Below are 15,257 nucleotides of genomic sequence, written 5' to 3' on the forward strand. Positions count from 1 at the left end.
ATGGCCGAGGAACACATCACCGTCGGCGAGGTGAGCGCGGGCGAGGCCGTCGGCGCGCCGGTCGAACTGCCCATCGTCGACATCCTCACGGGTCGGGGATTCATCACGGGGAAGTCCGGCTCGGGCAAGTCCAACTCCGCCTCGGTCGTCGCCGAGAAGCTGCTCGACCGGGGCTACTCGCTGCTGTGTGTCGACATCGACGGCGAGTACTACGGGCTGAAAGAGGAGTACGAGATCCTCCACGTGGGCGCCGACGACGAGTGTGACCTGCAGGTCTCCGTCGAGCACGCCGAGAAGCTGGCCTCGCTGGCACTCGAACAGGGGGTGCCCATCATCCTCGACGTCTCGTCGTTTCTCGACGAGCGGGACGCTCGCGAACTGCTGACGGAGGTGTCGAAACACCTGTTTGCCAAGGAGAAGAAACTGAAACAGCCGTTCCTGATGCTCGTCGAGGAGATCCACGAGTACGTCCCCGAGGGCGGTGGGATGGACGAGTGCGGACGGATGCTGGTGAAGGTGGGCAAGCGCGGCCGGAAACACGGACTGGGGATCGTCGGCATCTCCCAGCGGCCAGCCGACGTCAAGAAGGACTTCATCACACAGTGTGACTGGCTGCTGTGGCATCGACTCACGTGGTCGAACGATACCAAGGTAGCGGGGCGCATCCTCGGGAACGACTACCGCGAGCGGGTCGAAGAACTCGGCGACGGCGAGTGTTTCATGATGAGCGACTTCGGCGAGTCGCTCCGACAGGTGCAGATGGAGCGCAAGCGCACCTTCGACGCCGGCGCTACACCCGGCCTCGACGACTTCGAGCGGCCCGAACTCAAATCCGTCTCCGAGGACCTCGTCGGCGAGCTCCAGTCGATCACCGAACGGGAACAGCAGCGCGACTCCCGTATCCAGGAACTCGAACGGCAGCTGAAGGACAAAGACGAGCGCATCAAACAGCTGGAAGCGGAGCTGGAGGAGGCACGCGACCTCTCGGAGATGGCCGAACAGTTCTCGCGAGCAATGATGGCCCACGCCACCGGCCGGGCGTTCCGGGACGACATCACCGGCCGCCAGTCGGAGTTGCCAGACCACGCCGACGCGAGCCGGATCGTCACGTCGAGCGCCGAACGCGAGGCTGAGACCACAGACACAGACGAGCCAGACGACCGGCCCCCAGAGACACCAGCCCGGGTTGGCCGTGGCGACGTCGAGCCCGAGCCGCAAAGCGACTCGCCGACCACGGGCGAGGCCGACGCCGCCGCCAGCACCACTCCCACAGCGACGCGTGGGGCGACGGACGGGGGCGATACGACTGCCAGCGACACGCCAGCCGGGAGCGACCTGTCAGACGGGTCCGCCGACGCCGCAGCAGGCGGGCCGCTGGTCGGACTCGCAGACTCGACGACGCGGTCGGCCGACGACGACCGGCCGATTGTCGCAGAGTTGCGCGAAGCGATTACATCACTCGACGACATCGCTCGGCGGATGTTGGCGTATTACAACGAGCGCGGGCCAGCCTCGCCGCTGGACGCCCACGTGGCTGCCGGTGGCACCGGCGACCGCACGGCCGCGTACCGCCGCAACGGCCAGTTGCGCACCCGCGGACTCATCGCCCACGCTGGCCGTGGGGAGTACCGCCCGAAGCTGCGGACTCGCATCCGCGAGGCTCACGACGACCGACTCGATGAGGCGCGGCTCGACGCGGCCGTCACGCGGGTAACCGACCTGTTGCCGTCGACCGTCCGGGCCGGCGACGAGGGCGCAGATGGCTCCCGGCTACAGTCCTGAGACGAGGTCCTCGAGGGCTGCCCGCGGGTCATCGGCCTTTGCGACGCCCGACGCCAGCAGTACCCCCGAGGCACCGAGGTCGCGGGCCGCCAGGACATCCTCGCCGGCCGAGATGCCGGCCCCACAGTAGACATCCACGCTCGGGTCGACATCGCCAGCGGCAGCAACAGCCCCCTCGACAATGTCGGGGTCGGCCGCCGACACTGGCGTCCCAGTCCCGATGAGTTCTGGCGGTTCGACGGCGACGGCATCCGGGCCAAGCGCGGCCGCGGCCGCAATCTGGCGCGGGTTGTTGGCGCAGACGACCGTCTCCAAGCCTGCGCTCCCGGCCGCGTCGACGGCCGCGTCAATATCCGCCAGCCGGAGGCGGCGTTCGGAGTGGTTGCAGAGCGTACCGTCGGCGTACTCGGCGACGGCGGCAGCGAGCGTCGATCCAGTGTGGCTCCCGTGGTCGACCGGGGAGACATGCTGGGCGAACGTCTCGACGCCCGTCTCCGCCACTACCGAGAGTTCGGCCGTCTGTGGAGCGACAGCGACTCGGACGCCTGCGTCGTCGGCCACGTCGGCGGCGGCCCGGGCGATAGCGGCCGCGTCACAGTCGTACGCCTTCAGATTCACAAGGACGAACATACGGGCGACGCGCCCGGATGGCGCAAATAGCTGTCCGTTTGGGCCCGCTCAGTCCTTCCGCTCGACGACGTCACCGAGCGTGTACGAGCCCGTCGAGGCGCCAGAGTCGGCGTCGAACTCGTAGTCGTCGTCGGCGTCGCTTTCGGACAGGGAGATGCCAAGCGCCTGTTCGAGCTTCTGCTGGACCTTGTCGGTGGGGAGAGTGTCTCCCCGCTCGAGTTTTCGGATGACGCCCACCTTCTCGTTGAGCTGGTTGGCGAGTTTCTCCTGCGAGAGCCCCTTCGACTCGCGGGCCGACCGGATGCGGTCGTCGTAGTCAGTGGCCACCTCGTCCATCTCGTCGAACATATCCCGGCGGCGGCCACCCGAGCTGTTGCCCGACGAGGCCGACGAGCCGCCGGTCGACCCGGCGCTCCCTGTCGACGACGAGTCGGTGGAGTACTTCGCCGAGGCCGACGAGCCGGTGTCCTGGCGCACCTCGGTCCCGAACTCGGCGCAGTCGCCGCAGACATCGAGTTCGGCCCCCTCGACCTTCACCGTCTTCGGGTCGGCGACCGTGGTGCCGCACATCTCGCAGTTGACCATATTAGGGATTCACCAGCGGGACGTATAAACCGTACGACGGGCCGCCCGCAGCGGTTACGCGTCGTCGGCGACCCGGTCCATCGCCGCCTCAAAGGCGTCGGCCGTCAGTGTGAGCTCGTCGGCCCGCGCGTTGGCCGTCTCGGGATCACGCTCCGCCGCGACAGCCCGGATGGCGTGCATCGACGCCTCCCGGACCAGTGCGGCCAACTCGGCGCCGGAGAAGCCGGCCGTCGCGGCCGCCAGCGCATCCAGATCGACATCGTCTGCGAGCGGCTTCCCTTCAGTGTGGACTGCCAGCACCTCCCGGCGCGCCTGCTCGTCGGGTGCTGGCACCTCGACGTGGGTCTCCAGTCGGCCCGGCCGGAGCAGCGCCGGGTCGAGATCCTCTCGGCGGTTCGTCGCCGCCAGCACGACCAGCCGCGGGTTAGAGGCGGCGTTATCGAGTTCGGTCAGCAGCTGTGAGACCACCCGTTCGGTCACGTCCGCGTCGGTGGCAGCGCCGCGGATACCGGCGATGGCGTCGATCTCGTCGAGGAAGACCACCGCGGGGGCGGCCTGCCGGGCTCGGTCGAACAGCTCTCGGACGGCCCGCTCGGACTCACCGACGTACCGATCCAACAGTTCCGGTCCTGCGACGTGGATGAAGTTGACGCCCGTCTCGCCGGCGACTGCTCGCGCGAGCAGCGTCTTGCCCGTGCCGGGCGGGCCGTACAACAGGACGCCCGAGGCGGGGTCAGTCTCGGCCGCCTCAAACAGGGGGGCGTACAGTGCGGGCCACTCGACGGCCTCTCGGAGGGTCGCCTTCGCCTCCGCCAGCCCACCGACATCGGAGAAGTCGACGGTCGGTGCTTCAGCGACGTACTCGCGCATCGCCGAGGGTTCGACCGCTGCGAGGGCCGTCTCGAAGTCCGCTCGCGTCACCGCCAGTGTGTCGCGGGTCTCCCGGTCGCGCAGCGCCGCCAGCGCCGCCTCCTGGGTGAGTGTGCGCACGTCCGCACCGACGAATCCGTGGGTCCGGGCCGCCAGCCGGTCGAGGTCGACATCGTCGGCCAGTTCCATATCGCGTGTGTGGACGTCGAGAATCTCACGACGGCCCGATTCACTGGGTGCACCAATCTCGATCTCGCGGTCGAACCGCCCGCCGCGTCGCAGCGCGGGGTCGACGGCGTCCACGCGGTTGGTCGCCCCGATGACGATGACCTGCCCCCGTTCCTCAAGTCCGTCAAGCAGGGTGAGCAGTTGGGCGACCAGCCGGTTTTCCATGTCGGCGTCCTCGTCGCGCTCGCCCGCGATGGCGTCGAGTTCATCGATAAAGACGACGGCGGGCTGGTTGTCGGCGGCCTCCTCGAACATCGTGCGGAGCCGCTCTTCGCTGTCACCCTTGTACTTGGAGACGATCTCCGGGCCGTTGATGACGCGAAACGCAGCGTTCACCTCGTTGGCGACGGCGCGGGCGATGAGCGTCTTGCCCGTGCCGGGCGGGCCGTACAGCAGGACGCCCTTCGGTGGGTCCACGCCCACCTCGCGGAACAGCTCCGGCTGTGTCAACGGCAGTTCGATGGTCTCGCGGACCAGCTCCAACTCCTCGTCGAGCCCGCCGATATCCTCGTAGGTGACCCCTCGGTCCGTCGGCTCCGGCGCGTCGACGGCCGTGTCCTCGGTGTCGGCAGCCAGCGTGGGGCGGGCGCTGCGCTCGCCGGAGTGGCGCACGGACACGGTGGTCCCCTCGGTCGGCTTGACGACCCCCTCGGGGTCGGTGTCGACCACTTCGGCGCTCAATCCAGCCCGCTCAACGCGGATAGTGTCGCCGACCTGGAGCGGGCGGTCGAGCAGGGCATGTCGCAGCAACTTCTCGGCGTTCTCGGGCGCGTCGCCCTCAAGCGCGACACGGACGCGGTCGGCGTCGGACACGGCCACCCGGCGGACGGTCACCTCGTCGCCGACGGTGACGCCGGCGTTCGCGCGGGTATCGGCGTCGATGCGGACGATTCCCGACTCGGTGCCGGGCCAGACCTTCGCGGCTGCCTGCCGGTCGCCCTCGACGACGACCGTGTCGCCCGAAAGCACGCCCAGCGTGGCGCGTGCCGCCTCCGGGAGCCGGGCGACGCCGCGGCCGGCGTCGCGCTTCTCGGCCGCCTCCACCGGGAGCCGGACCGCCTGCTCGCTCATATACTAATCTCGGCACGGGACGGTTTGAAGTATGCGGTAGCACAGCGTCTCGGCCGTACGCGGGAGCGACGCCCGCGATAAGGCGGTGGGGTACCGGTCCGGAGTGGGCCCTGCTCGCGGTGTGTGGCGCCGTAACACGTTTATCCGAGAGCGGACGACTGCCTCCCATGGTCACAGAGACGGAGCGGGATGACGGGACCTGGTATGCGTGTGACGGCTGCGGGATGCTGTTCGACGACGCCGAGGACGCCCGGGCTCACGAGGCCGACTGTGACGGCGAAGAGCCCAGTTACATTCAGTGACGGGCGCGGTGCTCGGCCGCTAGTTCCGCGGCGTGCTCGCGGTGCTGGGCCCGCTCCCAGCGCACCTGCTCGTGGTCGTCGTAGGAGAGCGCCTCCTTCAGGAGATCACGGACGACCCCCGCTTCGATGCGCTCGATAGTGCCGTCGGTGCCAAACTCGACGACGCCGTAGGCGTCGGGTGCCTGGCCGACGGTCGCGCGGTCGAGGTCGCGCCAGTGTGTCTGGAGCGGCATTACTCGGCCACCAGTTCGTACGACTGTCCGCCCAGTTCGTCCTCGGCAAAAACGAAGACGCGGCCCCGGGCGGCCTCCGGGTCCGCCCGCACCGTCACGCGGTACCCCTCGTTCTCGGCGTCGACGCCGGGAAATAATGACTCTGTCTCGCCGGCCTCAACGATGACGCGACCGACACCCGTCGATTCGAGGATGGCGTCGTCGGTCGCCCGGTCGTTGACGTAGACGAGCACGCCCTCCTCCTCGGTGGGATCGGTCACGAGCACGTGGACGTCCTTGCCGGGGGCCGTGGTGACACTCCCCTCTTTCCGTGTGGGGACGCCGCGGTAGAGGACGCTCCGGCCGTCGGTATAGGTGACTTCGACCCCTTCCTCTCGGAGATCGATCGAGAGCGTGTCAGGGGCGACGTCGCTCCGGAACTGCATACTGCTGGTTGCACGCGGGCCCGCAAAAGCGACTCGGGACGGTTACGCTTCCCTGAACTGGGCGTCTGCTGGGTACGCGACTGCCCCGACCGCCACGGCTTTAGGGACCGGGCGGGGAAATACCGGTAATGCACGGCTCCGCGCGGGCGCCAGCGGCCGGGACGGTCCTCAACGCGCTCGCCACCGGCCGCGGCAGCGCATTCGCCATCGACGAGTACGTCCACGCGACTGTCGATCTCGACGACTCCGGAACGGTCACCGGAACTGTCGCGGACGCGCCTGACGCGGACACGACGCTCATCGAGGCGTGTGTTAGCGCGGTCGTCGACGCGCACGGCGACGGTGAAGGCGGCCACGTCCGCACGGAGACGGAGATTCCGATGGCCGGCGGGCTGAAATCCTCGTCGGCGGCCGCCAACGCGACCGTCTTGGCGACACTGGCGGCGTTAGACGTCGACCTGACCCGCGTGGAGGCCTGCCGGCTCGGTGTCGATGCGGCTCGCGCTGCAGGCGTGACCGTCACCGGGGCGTTCGATGACGCCAGCGCGTCGATGCTCGGCGGGGTCACCGTCACCGACAACACACGTGATGCACTGCTGGACCGCCGGGACCGCGACTGGGAGGTCGCGGTGTTCGTCCCCGACGAACGAGCCTACTCCGCCGACGCCGACGTCGAGCGCTGCGAACGAGTGGCGCCGACAGCCCGCGTCGTGGAGGAACTCGCCCGTGAGGGACGGTACGGCGAGGCGATGACCGTCAACGGGTTCGCCTTCTGTGCGGCGCTGGACTTCGACACAGAGCCGATGGTCGCTGCGCTCCCCGAGGTGGCAGGCGTCTCGCTGTCGGGCACCGGGCCCAGCTACGTCGCCGTTGGCGAGCGGGCGGCCGTCACCGCGGCTCGCGATCACTGGAACGACTACGAGGGTACCACATGGCTCACGACGACACAGACCGAGGGAGCACGACCGACGTGAACGTCGAGGAGATGGAGCTCGACGAGTTGCGTGAGGAAATCCGGAGTATCGACCACGAAATCGTCGAACTGATCGCCCAGCGCACCTATGTCGCCGAGTCAATCGCCGCGGTCAAACGCGACCGCGGCATCCCGACGACCGACGAGAGTCAGGAGGCAGCCGTGATGGAACGGGCGGGCGAAAACGCCGAGCGGTTCGGCGTCGACTCGAATCTGGTCAAGGCTGTCTTCCGACTCCTCATCGAACTGAACAAAGTGGAGCAAAGGGAGAGCAGGTAGTCAGAAATGGGCGTTTTAGGCTGTATATCTGCCGCTTAGATACAAATCCCTTCGGTTAGCTTTCTCATATTCCGGGTCGATGAACGACGTTACAGTTCCAAAGCACAGTGACTCTGAAGCACCATCAGGGGAACTCGTCATAGATGGACGAACGATGGCCAACTGCGCCGGCCTGCATCACTCGTGTTTCGCGGTCGAACTGCACAATAATCCGGTAATTACCGACCCGCAACGACTGCCACGGCTTCGCGCCGGTCAACGGCTTGGCGAAGTCCGGCGGCTCACGGAACTCGTCCGACACTACGTCGTTGAGCTTTATCTAGGATTCGCTGCTGTGTTTCGGCGTCTAGTGCTTCGAGCCCGCCAGCCGCTCGCTTGGAGAGTTCCCACGTCCACTCATCGTCACTCATCCGTACCGAATCGCTCGCGGGCCTGCTCTGCGCTCACCGTCTCACCTTCGTCGAACTGCCGCTCACTTTCCAGTAAGTCTTCGAGTGCCCGCTTCGAGAGGCGCGTCCCGTACACCGCGTCGCGCAGGGCCTCGCGCATGAACTCCGAGCGCGAGTTGTATCCCTGTTCCTGCCACCGCTCGTCCAGGTCGGCAAGGAAATCCTTCGGAAGGCGAAGGTTGACCTTTTCGTCGTTTCCGTCGGCAGCGGTGTCGGACTGAGCCATGTCTTGTAGTACATTAGTACTACACAAGAAGGTTCGGCTCCCTGCGGAGTGATCAAAGTGACGTTCGACCCGGCGGCAGCGAAGAAAGCGGCAATTTACTCGGAATCTGTTACACCAGTCGAGAACCTGAACAAAGTGGAACAGCGAGAGAGTCGTTAACCTCCTCCCGCCCCTGAGGTGTAGGCTTTCGCCCCGCTCTCGCTGTCGTACCGCCGAACGCTGTGGGACGGCAGCCCGTCGCGATTCCGGGGAGAAAACCACCTTGGGACGAGTCCCCGAGCCATCACCGCCTTGACCGCAGCAAACACTGGGCGTGCTCGTTTGCAGGGCCAAGCGTGGTGGTGCTCACCTCGATTCGCTCGCCGTGAGGCCGGCCAGCAGCGCGGTCGCACTCGCGCGATTCGTCGCTAACGGAATGCCGTGGACATCACAGATGCGCAGGAGCGCGCTGATATCGGGTTCGTGCGGCTGAGCCGTCATCGGGTCACGGAAGAAGACAACAGCATCACACTCGCCGGTCACAACCGCCGCACCAATCATCAGGTCGCCGCCGAGCGGGCCCGATGCCATCCGCGTGACCTCCAGCCCGACCTCCTCAATCAGTCGCCCGCCGGTGGTGCCGGTCGCGATGAGCGTCTGCTCGTGAAGCAGTGTCTCGTGCTCCTCGGCCCACTCCATCATCGCCGACTTCTTGTCATCGTGCGCGATGAGTGCGAGTTGCACGGTCAGCCGCACCCCGCGTTCGCCCTCGTCGGGGGGGCCGCCGGGCGCCGGCAACGGCTCATCCGACCACCGCCGCCTCGAGCAATTCGAGCGGATGGCGGATGTCGTAGCCCGTGCCGTGTTCCATCTGCATGGCACAGGTCGGACACTCCGTCATGCCCGTCTCTCCCTCTGCGGCTTCCATGTGGTCGAACATCTCGTCACCGATAGCCATCGACGTATCGTACTTTTCGGTCTTCCAGCCGTAGGTGCCGGAGATGCCCGAACAGGAGTCGCCGACATCCTCAACGGTGACTCCCTCAAGGTCGCCGAACAACTCGACGGCCTGCCGGTCGAGTCCCTGGTTGCGGGCGTGACACGGCGCGTGGTAGGCGAACTCCGCGGCGAGTTCGTCATCGACGTCGGCAGCGGCGATCTCCTCACGAACGTCCTCGTGAATCCGGAGATACTCGACGGCCTCGAACGTGTGGGACGCGACATCATCGATTCCCTCGATGTCGAACAGCTCGGGGTACTCCTGGCGGAGTGCCATCGAACAGGAGGTACAGGAGGCGATGGCATCGTACCCCTGGTCGACGAGGTCTGCCATCGACGAGATGTTGATTTCGGCGTGGCGCCGCGCGTCGGCAAGCATGCCGTTCGCGAACATCGGTGTCCCGGAACACTTCTGCTCGGGCACCACCACCTCGTAACCGAAGTGCTCGAAGACGCGAACCATCGCTTTACCGACCTCGGGGGTGTTGTAGTTGGCATAACAGCCGTGGAAGTAGGCGACGCGTTTGTCTGCGTCTGGCTCTCCCCGGCGGTCGCGCTGCTCTGCGGCTCGCTCTCGCGAGGCTGCCGCACCACCCCGACGGGTCCACCACTCCCGGAAGGTCTCCGTTGCGAAGGCAGGGAACTCGCGTTCACTGGTGATGCCCATCGTCTTCTCCAGCAGCCACCGGGCCGGCCCGAAGTTCATCGCGGCGTTCGCAACCCGGGGGACCTTGCTCGCCAGCCACGCTGACGTCCGGTAGTTCGCGAGCAGCCGGTTGCGCCAGTACTTGATGGAGCGTTTCGACATCTCCTCGCTGACATACTCGCCCCGGGCGGTGTTGTGCATCTGCGAGAGCGGGACACCTGACGGACAGGCGTTATCACACCGCATACAGTTCGAACAGTCCATCACCGACTCGTCGACGGTATGGTCGTCGTCGGACTGTTTGAGCCGCCACTGTTCGGGGCCCTGGAACTTCGGGCCGGGGAAGTCGTCGTCGACGGCCGCGACCGGGCAGTTCGTATCGCAGGTCGAACACTTGTAACAGGAGTCGGACCCCGGCCGGAGGTCGAAGTCGTCGCTGTCGGGGAACACGTCGACAGGCTCGAACGACTCGCCGGTATTGGGCGCCGCAGGATCGAACTCGGGCGGCGCGTCGGCGTCGCTCATTGTGCCTCCGCCGCGGCCTGCTGGCCAGCGGCATAGCCGGTCGCGATGGAGACGCCGGCGCCGGATTTCTCGGCAGCGAAGTCGTACCCGCCAAGCACCGACCCGGCGGCTCGCAGGTTCGAAAACTCGACCGTACCCGTCGTGTCGGTCGGTCTGAGGTCGTCGTCCGTCGCGAGCCCGAACTGAGCGAACGCGTGATCACCGAACGGCTCCGCCTCGAACCACTCGTAGCGGTCAGTCGCGTGGTCGACCGGGCAGTCGAATACGGGTTCGTAGACGCGTTCGCGGTCGGATTCGAGACCCTTGCCCACCAGCCCGCCGGTCGCGAGGATGTACTGGTTGGCGGTATTCGGGATACGGGCGCCGTTCTTCTCGATGTAGACGGTCTCGATCCGGTCGGTCCCATCGTAGTCAACGACGGGATTGCCGGTCTCGTAACGACCGCCCGCCTCGGCCAGCGCTGCAAACAGGGCATCCTCGAGCCGGAGGCCCGGAAGCGACGGCGGGCCCATCGGCACTTCGAACACGTCGGCGCCGAGCCGCTCGCGCAGCGCAGCCCGGACCTCCCCGGGATGGTCGTCACCGAGGACCGCCGGGAAGCCGACCCGGCCCTCACCGTCCAAGTGTGCGGCGACGCGTCGCGCCAGCGCGTCCCGGACCGGGCGGGGCTGGCCGTCGACGGTGACATCGCCGTCCGTGTCGAGCAGCTTCGCATATCTGGTGACCGCAGCGTCCGCCTTGAGGTCGCCGGGGAACGAGAGCGTGACACCCCGAACCCCAAAGGGAACCTCGGCCGCCCGGAGATGGGCGGCGACATGGGCGGCATCGAAATCGACCAGCGACTCGAAGCCAACCAGCAGCGCGTCGCGGGTGTCGCTGGCCAGCCCGGCGCTGGCCCCGGCGGGGTAGCGTGCGGTCGGTTTGACCGTGCCGCCGTGTGTGGGCACGAGCGCGTTCTCGTCGGTGTGTCCGCCCCGGTAGTTCGGAACCGCATCGTCGAACAGCGCCATCGCCTGTCGGACCCCCTCGATGTCGACCGTCTGGTAAGGGTGTTCATCCGGCAACTCCGGAATCGCCGCGTAGGGGTCGACAAGCGGGCCATCGCCGGTAGGCGTGTAGCCGAGCAGGTCGATCAGCCCTGAGGCGTTTCTGAGGGTGCTCTGCTTGTAGGAGACCAGCCGGACGTCTGCGCCGGCCCGCGCCGCTGCCAGCGCGCTCGTGAGGCCGGCGAGCCCGCCACCAATCACGAGTACGTCCGAGTCAATCGCCACGGTCGCCACCCCCGTCGGTCGCTACGCCCGTGGGCGCCTGTCCGCCCGACCGATTAGGGCCGCTATCGAAGGCGTCGAACTCGACCGGGTCGCCGTCAGCGGGATCGCGGTCGCGGTTCTGCGTCGTCGCCTGGAGCGCGTAATTCAGCATCGCCTGTGAGAGTTGTTCGCCCCAGAGTGCGTGACGCTGGCCGGTCCAGCGTTCTGTCAGTAGTTCATCCCAGGCCGACCGGGTCGTCACTTCGTCGTAGCTCTCGTGGAGTTCACTCGCCAGCCGGTGACAGCAGAACCCGCCCTGACAGTTCCCCATGGAGGCGCGGGTCCGAATGCGGACGGCATTGAGATCCGACCCCGACTGGGCGATAGCATCCTGGATCTCCGCGCGCGTCACGCCCTCACAGCCGCAGACCACAGGATTCGGGCCGTCAGTTTGCAGGACCTCCTCGGCCCGAGAGCCGAGCCGTTCGACGCTTCGGCGGCCGACCGGCGACCGGAGTCCAAACTCATCCATGTAATCGCGAAGCACGGAGAACTCCTGGCTGCCCGGCAGCGGCACGTCAGCCGTCCGACAGGCCGCATCGATGCCGAACTTCTCGCAGACGTGGTCACTAATCTCCTCGCCCATCATCCGGTAGGTAGTGAACTTCCCGCCAACGATGCTCGTCATGCCAGCGAGGCCGTCCCGTTCGGCATGGTCCAGCAGGAAGTAATCCCGCGTGATGTCCGTCGGGTCATCGCTGCCCACATCCGGCGGCTCGTAGAGTGGTCTGACGCCCCAGAACGACCGGATTGTGCGGGCGTCCGCGAGCATCGGCACCAGCTCGGAGAGCGTGTCCAGCATCGCGTCGACCTCCCACTGCTCCTCAGGATAGTCCTCGGGGTCGTCGACCTCTTCGTCGGTGGTTCCGAGGATGCAGGTGGTCTCGTGGGGCACGATGATATCCGCGTCGCCTTTCGGCCGACAGCGATTGATGACGGTATCGACCTGTCGAGAGTTCATGACCGTCATCACACCTTTCGACGGGCGGACCTCGATGTCGACGCCGGCCATATCGCCGATACGTCCGGCCCAGGCCCCTGTGGCGTTGACGACGTAGTCGGTCCGAATCGTCTCGGTACCCCCTTCGGTGCCGTGGACGCGACGCCCGGCCCCCGACGCGTGGTCGACGGTGAGGCCCACGACCTCGCCATCCTCGACGACCAGGTCGGTCACCTCCGAGTGGGTCTCGATCCGCGCGCCGTGCTCTTGTGCGCTCGCGGCGTTGGCTACCACCAGCCGGAACGGGTCGACAGCGCCATCCGGCACCGAAATGGCCTTGTCGATGTCCGTTGCCAGGTGTGGCTCCATCGCCCGAGCCTCCTCGGCAGAGACGACCTCCGCGGGGATGTCACAGGCGGCACAGCCGCGTAACTTCTTCTCGAAGTAGGCCTCGGAGTCTTCGGGCCGTTTGACGAACAGCCCGCCAGTCATTTCGACACAGTGGGCTGCGATATCTCGGAGGACGCGGTTCTCTTCGATACACTCCGTGGCGCTCGCCTGGTCGGCGACCGCGTAGCGGCCACCGCTGTGTAACAGTCCGTGCATCCGGCCTGTCGTGCCGTGGGTGAGATTCCCCTGCTCGACGAGCGTCACGTCGAGCCCGCGCATCGAGAGATCACGGGCGATGCCCGTCCCGGTCGACCCGCCGCCGATGACGGCGACGTGTGGTGGCGACACCATGTGTGGTCGTCACATTCGAGCGGACCCACTTCATTTCATCGGTAGTCCCGAGTGGCTAGTAAATTAGACTCTCTCCGCAGCGACCGGGAGACAGGCCGTGTTGTGCGGCCGACTGGGCAGCAAACCGTGCGACCAGTCAGCAGCCGCGCGCCAGCCCACCTCGGCTGTTTCGGGCCCGAGAGCCGCTATGTCGGCCCTACAGATGCTGACAGGGATTCCGCCTGGCACGGAGCGGCTTGCTACTCTGGACAGAAGCAGTGGCGGCCGGGAACGCGTGTCCGACCGATTGGGCGGCCCGACTGGCATCCTGAGCGTGTCGCCACTATGGCAACTCAACCCGGTACCAAAGCGCCCGCCACCCCGAAGTATCACCTTAGTGGAGATGAATATTAGCGTCTCACGACCAGAATCGCGACTTTACCGCCAAAAGTGTGAGTGTGGGTAACATTTATTGTGGGCCGGTCTATTGTTCATCGGCAAGGCGGCCCCATCAGTAAACTGCCGCCGGACGGAGAGGACACACCATGCCAAGCACATACGTCGGCGCTATCGATCAGGGGACGACCGGCACCCGTTTCATGATCTTCGATCACGACGGGCAAGTCGTCGCCAACGCCTACGAACAACACGAACAGATCTACCCGGAACCCGGCTGGGTCGAGCACGACCCCATGGAAATCTGGGAGAACACGAAAGATGTCGTTCAAGCTGGCCTCAGAGATGCAGCAATCGACGCAGAGCAGCTCGCGGCCCTCGGTATCACCAACCAGCGGGAGACCACCGTCGTCTGGGATGCCGACAGCGGTCGTCCGGTCCACAATGCCCTGGTCTGGCAGGATCGCCGGACCACGGACCGCGTGGAGGAGCTTGAGGCCGCCGGCAAGGTCGAAGAGATTCGCGAAAAGACCGGTCTCGAGGCGGACGCGTACTTCTCGGCGACCAAGACGGAGTGGATTCTCGACAACGCCGAGCCACTGAAACTGGAGAGTAGCCGCTCGCGTGACCTCCGCGACCGTGCCCGGGACGGTGAATTGCTGATGGGCACGATCGACGCGTGGCTCATCTACAACCTGACCGGCAACCACATCACAGATGTCACGAATGCCTCTCGGACCATGCTGTACGACATCGAGGGGCTCTCGTGGGACCCAGAACTCCTCGAGGAGTTCGACGTGCCTGAGGCAATGCTTCCGGAGGTGCGGCCCTCGTCTGACGAAGAGTTGTACGGTCACACCGACCCGGACGGCTTCCTCGGCGCCGAGGTGCCCGTGGCGGGCGCGCTGGGCGACCAGCAGGCGGCACTGTTCGGGCAGACGTGTTTCGACGCTGGCGACGCGAAGAACACCTACGGTACGGGCTCTTTCTACCTGATGAACACGGGTAGCGAGGCCGTGTCGTCTGATCACGGGTTGTTGACGACCATCGGGTTCCAGATGTCTGGCGAGCCGGTCCAGTACGCGCTCGAGGGGTCGATCTTCGTCACCGGGGCGGCCATCGAGTGGCTGGAAGACGTTGACCTCATCAAGAACGCTGCTCAGACGGCCGAACTTGCCAGCTCTGTCGACTCCACTGAAGGCGTCTACGTTGTCCCGGCATTCACCGGGCTTGGGGCGCCGCACTGGGATGGGCGCGCCCGCGGCACCATCGTCGGGATGACCCGCGGCACTCGCAAGGAACATCTGGTTCGCGCGACGCTGGAATCGATTGCCTACCAGACGCGTGATATTGCGGAGGCGATGGAGGCAGACTCCGGTGTCGAGACGGCGACGCTGCGGGTCGACGGCGGCGCAGTCAAGAACGACTTCCTGTGCCAGCTTCAATCGGATATCATCCAGACAGATATTGCTCGGCCCGAAGTCGACGAGACGACGGCACTGGGCTCCGCATACGCTGCAGGGCTGGCTGTCGGCTACTGGGATACCGTCGACGAACTCCGGTCTAACTGGCAGGTTGACCGCCAGTTCGCCCCCGAGATGGACAGTTCGGACGCCGACAGGATGTACAGTCGGTGGGACGATGCCGTCGAGCGCTCTCTCAACTGGGCACAGGAGGAGGAGGAGTAAG

16 protein-coding genes are annotated in these 15,257 nt (G+C 66.4%); 5 read left to right on the forward strand and 11 right to left on the reverse strand.

The window, feature by feature from the left end:
* Positions 1-1,782: a helicase HerA domain-containing protein gene (locus ABEJ63_RS08685; protein WP_375795970.1), complete on the forward strand. Its 1,782-nt coding sequence runs from the start codon at positions 1-3 to the stop codon at positions 1,780-1,782.
* Here ABEJ63_RS08685 and tpiA read toward each other — a convergent pair.
* The 3 genes from tpiA to ABEJ63_RS08700 are packed head-to-tail and all read right to left on the reverse strand — an operon-like array spanning position 1,771 to position 5,166.
* On the reverse strand, positions 1,771-2,412 hold the full coding sequence (gene tpiA, locus ABEJ63_RS08690) for a triose-phosphate isomerase (protein ID WP_375795971.1): 642 nt from the start codon (positions 2,410-2,412) through the stop codon (positions 1,771-1,773). The two genes, ABEJ63_RS08685 and tpiA, sit on opposite strands and share 12 nt — an antisense overlap.
* A gap of 48 nt (positions 2,413-2,460) precedes the next feature.
* Positions 2,461-2,997, reverse strand: a complete 537-nt coding sequence (locus tag ABEJ63_RS08695) for a multiprotein bridging factor aMBF1 (RefSeq protein WP_375795972.1) — start codon at positions 2,995-2,997, stop codon at positions 2,461-2,463.
* Positions 2,998-3,051: 54 nt separating this feature from the next.
* The gene (locus tag ABEJ63_RS08700; RefSeq protein WP_375795973.1) at positions 3,052-5,166 is read right to left on the reverse strand and encodes an AAA family ATPase; all 2,115 of its coding nucleotides are present in this window, start codon (positions 5,164-5,166) and stop codon (positions 3,052-3,054) included.
* A 167-nt stretch (positions 5,167-5,333) separates the two neighbouring features.
* On the opposite strand from ABEJ63_RS08700, the gene ABEJ63_RS08705 reads away from it, so the two are divergent.
* A complete protein-coding gene (locus tag ABEJ63_RS08705) occupies positions 5,334-5,468 on the forward strand; it encodes a hypothetical protein (protein ID WP_375795974.1) in 135 nt (44 codons plus the stop codon).
* Here ABEJ63_RS08705 and ABEJ63_RS08710 read toward each other — a convergent pair.
* Together ABEJ63_RS08710 and ABEJ63_RS08715 are read right to left on the reverse strand one after the other, a co-directional pair.
* Positions 5,462-5,701: a hypothetical protein gene (locus tag ABEJ63_RS08710; RefSeq protein ID WP_375795975.1), complete on the reverse strand. Its 240-nt coding sequence runs from the start codon at positions 5,699-5,701 to the stop codon at positions 5,462-5,464. The two genes, ABEJ63_RS08705 and ABEJ63_RS08710, sit on opposite strands and share 7 nt — an antisense overlap.
* Positions 5,701-6,126, reverse strand: a complete 426-nt coding sequence (locus ABEJ63_RS08715) for a DUF5796 family protein (RefSeq protein WP_375795976.1) — start codon at positions 6,124-6,126, stop codon at positions 5,701-5,703. The genes ABEJ63_RS08710 and ABEJ63_RS08715 overlap by 1 nt, the downstream gene beginning before the upstream one ends.
* Before the next feature lie 128 nt (positions 6,127-6,254).
* Between ABEJ63_RS08715 and ABEJ63_RS08720 the strand changes: the two genes are divergently transcribed.
* Positions 6,255-7,100, forward strand: a complete 846-nt coding sequence (locus ABEJ63_RS08720) for a shikimate kinase (RefSeq protein WP_375795977.1) — start codon at positions 6,255-6,257, stop codon at positions 7,098-7,100.
* Positions 7,058-7,378 (forward strand): chorismate mutase, encoded by a 321-nt coding sequence (locus ABEJ63_RS08725; protein WP_375795978.1) that lies wholly within the window; start codon positions 7,058-7,060, stop codon positions 7,376-7,378. The genes ABEJ63_RS08720 and ABEJ63_RS08725 overlap by 43 nt, the downstream gene beginning before the upstream one ends.
* 124 nt (positions 7,379-7,502) lie before the next feature.
* Here ABEJ63_RS08725 and ABEJ63_RS08730 read toward each other — a convergent pair whose 3' ends face one another.
* The 6 genes from ABEJ63_RS08730 to glpA all read right to left on the reverse strand — a co-directional run bounded on the left by ABEJ63_RS08730 (position 7,503) and on the right by glpA (position 13,193).
* Complete coding sequence (locus ABEJ63_RS08730) at positions 7,503-7,679, reverse strand: type II toxin-antitoxin system RelE/ParE family toxin (RefSeq protein ID WP_375795979.1); 177 nt, start codon at positions 7,677-7,679, stop codon at positions 7,503-7,505.
* 101 nt (positions 7,680-7,780) lie between these two features.
* Positions 7,781-8,053 (reverse strand): ribbon-helix-helix domain-containing protein, encoded by a 273-nt coding sequence (locus ABEJ63_RS08735; protein ID WP_375795980.1) that lies wholly within the window; start codon positions 8,051-8,053, stop codon positions 7,781-7,783.
* Between the two features lie 345 nt (positions 8,054-8,398).
* Positions 8,399-8,776, reverse strand: a complete 378-nt coding sequence (locus tag ABEJ63_RS08740) for a methylglyoxal synthase (RefSeq protein WP_375795981.1) — start codon at positions 8,774-8,776, stop codon at positions 8,399-8,401.
* A 58-nt stretch (positions 8,777-8,834) separates the two neighbouring features.
* A complete protein-coding gene (locus tag ABEJ63_RS08745; RefSeq protein ID WP_375795982.1) occupies positions 8,835-10,202 on the reverse strand; it encodes an anaerobic glycerol-3-phosphate dehydrogenase subunit C in 1,368 nt (455 codons plus the stop codon).
* Positions 10,199-11,473, reverse strand: coding sequence for a glycerol-3-phosphate dehydrogenase subunit GlpB (gene glpB / locus ABEJ63_RS08750; RefSeq protein WP_375795983.1), 1,275 nt, complete (start codon positions 11,471-11,473; stop codon positions 10,199-10,201). Before glpB ends, ABEJ63_RS08745 begins: the two co-directional genes overlap by 4 nt.
* Positions 11,463-13,193 carry an anaerobic glycerol-3-phosphate dehydrogenase subunit GlpA gene (gene glpA / locus ABEJ63_RS08755; RefSeq protein ID WP_375795984.1) on the reverse strand — a complete coding sequence of 577 codons (1,731 nt, stop codon included), beginning with the start codon at positions 13,191-13,193 and terminating at the stop codon, positions 11,463-11,465. Before glpA ends, glpB begins: the two co-directional genes overlap by 11 nt.
* Positions 13,194-13,717: 524 nt before the next feature.
* Here glpA and glpK point away from each other — a divergent pair.
* Positions 13,718-15,256 (forward strand): glycerol kinase GlpK, encoded by a 1,539-nt coding sequence (gene glpK / locus ABEJ63_RS08760; protein ID WP_375795985.1) that lies wholly within the window; start codon positions 13,718-13,720, stop codon positions 15,254-15,256.
* The last annotated feature ends 1 nt before the right edge of the window (position 15,257 follow it).

Origin of the sequence: Halosegnis sp. (assembly GCF_042216475.1) — an archaeon.
In the GTDB taxonomy this organism is placed as follows: Archaea; Halobacteriota; Halobacteria; order Halobacteriales; family Haloarculaceae; genus Halosegnis.